1 protein-coding gene and 2 pseudogenes are annotated in these 1806 nt (G+C 72.6%); 1 reads left to right on the forward strand and 2 read right to left on the reverse strand.

Annotation, left to right across the window (positions count from 1 at the left end):
- Positions 1 to 58: 58 nt before the first annotated feature.
- Entirely contained in the window at positions 59 to 670 is a 612-nt protein-coding gene (locus ACFW2E_RS46275; RefSeq protein ID WP_384478031.1) for a TetR/AcrR family transcriptional regulator, read from the reverse strand.
- Between the two features lie 47 nt (positions 671 to 717).
- Positions 718 to 1332: pseudogene (locus tag ACFW2E_RS46280) on the reverse strand (3-hydroxybutyryl-CoA dehydrogenase); the annotation flags it as partial.
- A gap of 83 nt (positions 1333 to 1415) precedes the next feature.
- Here ACFW2E_RS46280 and ACFW2E_RS46285 point away from each other — a divergent pair.
- A pseudogene (locus tag ACFW2E_RS46285) lies at positions 1416 to 1640 on the forward strand (polyprenyl synthetase family protein); the annotation flags it as partial.
- Positions 1641 to 1806 lie beyond the last annotated feature (166 nt).

The raw sequence follows: 1806 nt of genomic DNA on the forward strand, positions 1-1806 counted from the left end.
GGCCCCGGCCAACGCCCGCCCCCCGCGCCCACGTGCCGTCGTCCCGGCCGGGCCCCACTCACCCGGCCGGGACCGTCTCCGGCAGACCGAGCTCGGCGGCGACATGTCGCCAGACGGACGCGAGCGCCTGGTCCAGGGTGACGCTGGGATCGCGCAGCATCAGGCGGATGCCGTAGCCGTCGCTCAGGGACAGCACGAGCGTGGCCAGGTCGTCCACATCGGTCGGGGTGAACTCGCCGGACTCGATGCCCCGCCGCACCGCACCGCTCACCCACGCGTGCAGCTCGGCGTACAGGTCCACGGCGAAGAGCCGGGTCGACTCGTCGCGCAGCGCCCGGACCCACAGTTCCTGCCACAGCCGCCAGTCCTGGTGCAGCACGGGGTCGGTCGGCAGCAGGTTGCGCAGGATGCGGGCCAGGATGACCGACGCCGGTACCGTCTCCGCGTCGCGTTCCACGTCGACGGCGGTGTTGGCGAAGGAGTGGGCCATCGCCTCGGTGAACAGCTTCTCGCGCGTGTCGAAGTGGTAGTGCAGCAGCGCGGTCGACACGCCGGCCCGCTCCGCGACCATACGCATCCGGATCTTCTCGAAGCCGATCTCGGCGATGGCCTCGCACGCCGCGGTCAGGATGCGCTCGCGCGTGTCTGCCGTGCGCACCTTGGTGGGCACCCTGCGACTCCCCTCGTCCGGCGGTCGTACACCGCCGCCATTGTCCCTCACGACCGCTCCGCCCGCGCCGCCGTCTCACGCGGTGGCTCCGCCGCGTACGTGTGGAAGCCCCGCCCCGACTTGCGGCCCACCAGCCCGGCCTCCACCATCCGGGACAGCAGAGGGGGCGGAGAGTACGTGGCGTCCCGGAACTCGGCGTACAGCGACTCGGCGATGGCGCGTGTGGTGTCCAGGCCGATCAGGTCCGCCAGCGCCAGTGGCCCGAGCGGATGCGCACAGCCGAGGACCATGCCGCGGTCGATGTCCTCGACGCTCGCGACACCCGACTCGACCATGCGGATCGCGGCGAGGAGATACGGAACGAGCAGCGCGTTGACGACGAAACCGGCCCGGTCCCGCGTGCGGATGACCTCCTTGCCCAGGGTGCCGACCACGAAGGCCTCGGCCCGTGCCGTGGTGTCGGCCGAGGTGAGCAGCGACGGGACGAGTTCGACCAGTCGCAGCACCGGCACCGGGTTGAAGAAGTGGACGCCGAGGACACGCCCGGGCCGGCCGGTCGCCGCGGCGAGCTGGACGACCGGGATCGAGGAGGTGTTGGTCGCGAGGATGGCGTGGGCGCCGGTGACGACCGAGTCGAGCCGGGTGAAGACGGCGAGCTTGAGCCGCTCGTCCTGCGGCCCCCCCGCCCTCACCACAAAAACGGGGGCGCCGGGCGCGCGCGGGGGGGGCGCGGGGGGGGCGGGCCGCTGACATCGCGCTGTCCGAGCTGCTCGACTCCGACCTGAGTGACGACGCCCGGCACGCCGAGGCGCTGCGCCTGCTGCGCGCCCACCCCGCGCTGGAACAGGCGCGCAAGGACACCGTCCGGTACGCCAGGGAAGCCCGGGCGGCACTGGCCCCGCTGCGGGAGTGCGAGGCGAAGTCCGCGCTGGTGGAGCTGTGCGACGCCGTGGTGCACCGGGCCGGCTGACCGTACGGCCGGTGTCCTGCCCCACGTCGTGGGCGCACCCCGTCCCCTACTGGCTGGGGGAGCTGCCACCCGTCCGTGTCATCCCGCAGGAGTACGCGGAGTTGAGCCCGCGGTCTGACGCTTCTCCCCGGCGGTTTTGGTCAGATGGACACCACGGAAAAAACCC

It is taken from the genome of Streptomyces sp. NPDC058964 (assembly GCF_042741275.1).
In the GTDB taxonomy this organism is placed as follows: Bacteria; Actinomycetota; Actinomycetes; order Streptomycetales; family Streptomycetaceae; genus Streptomyces.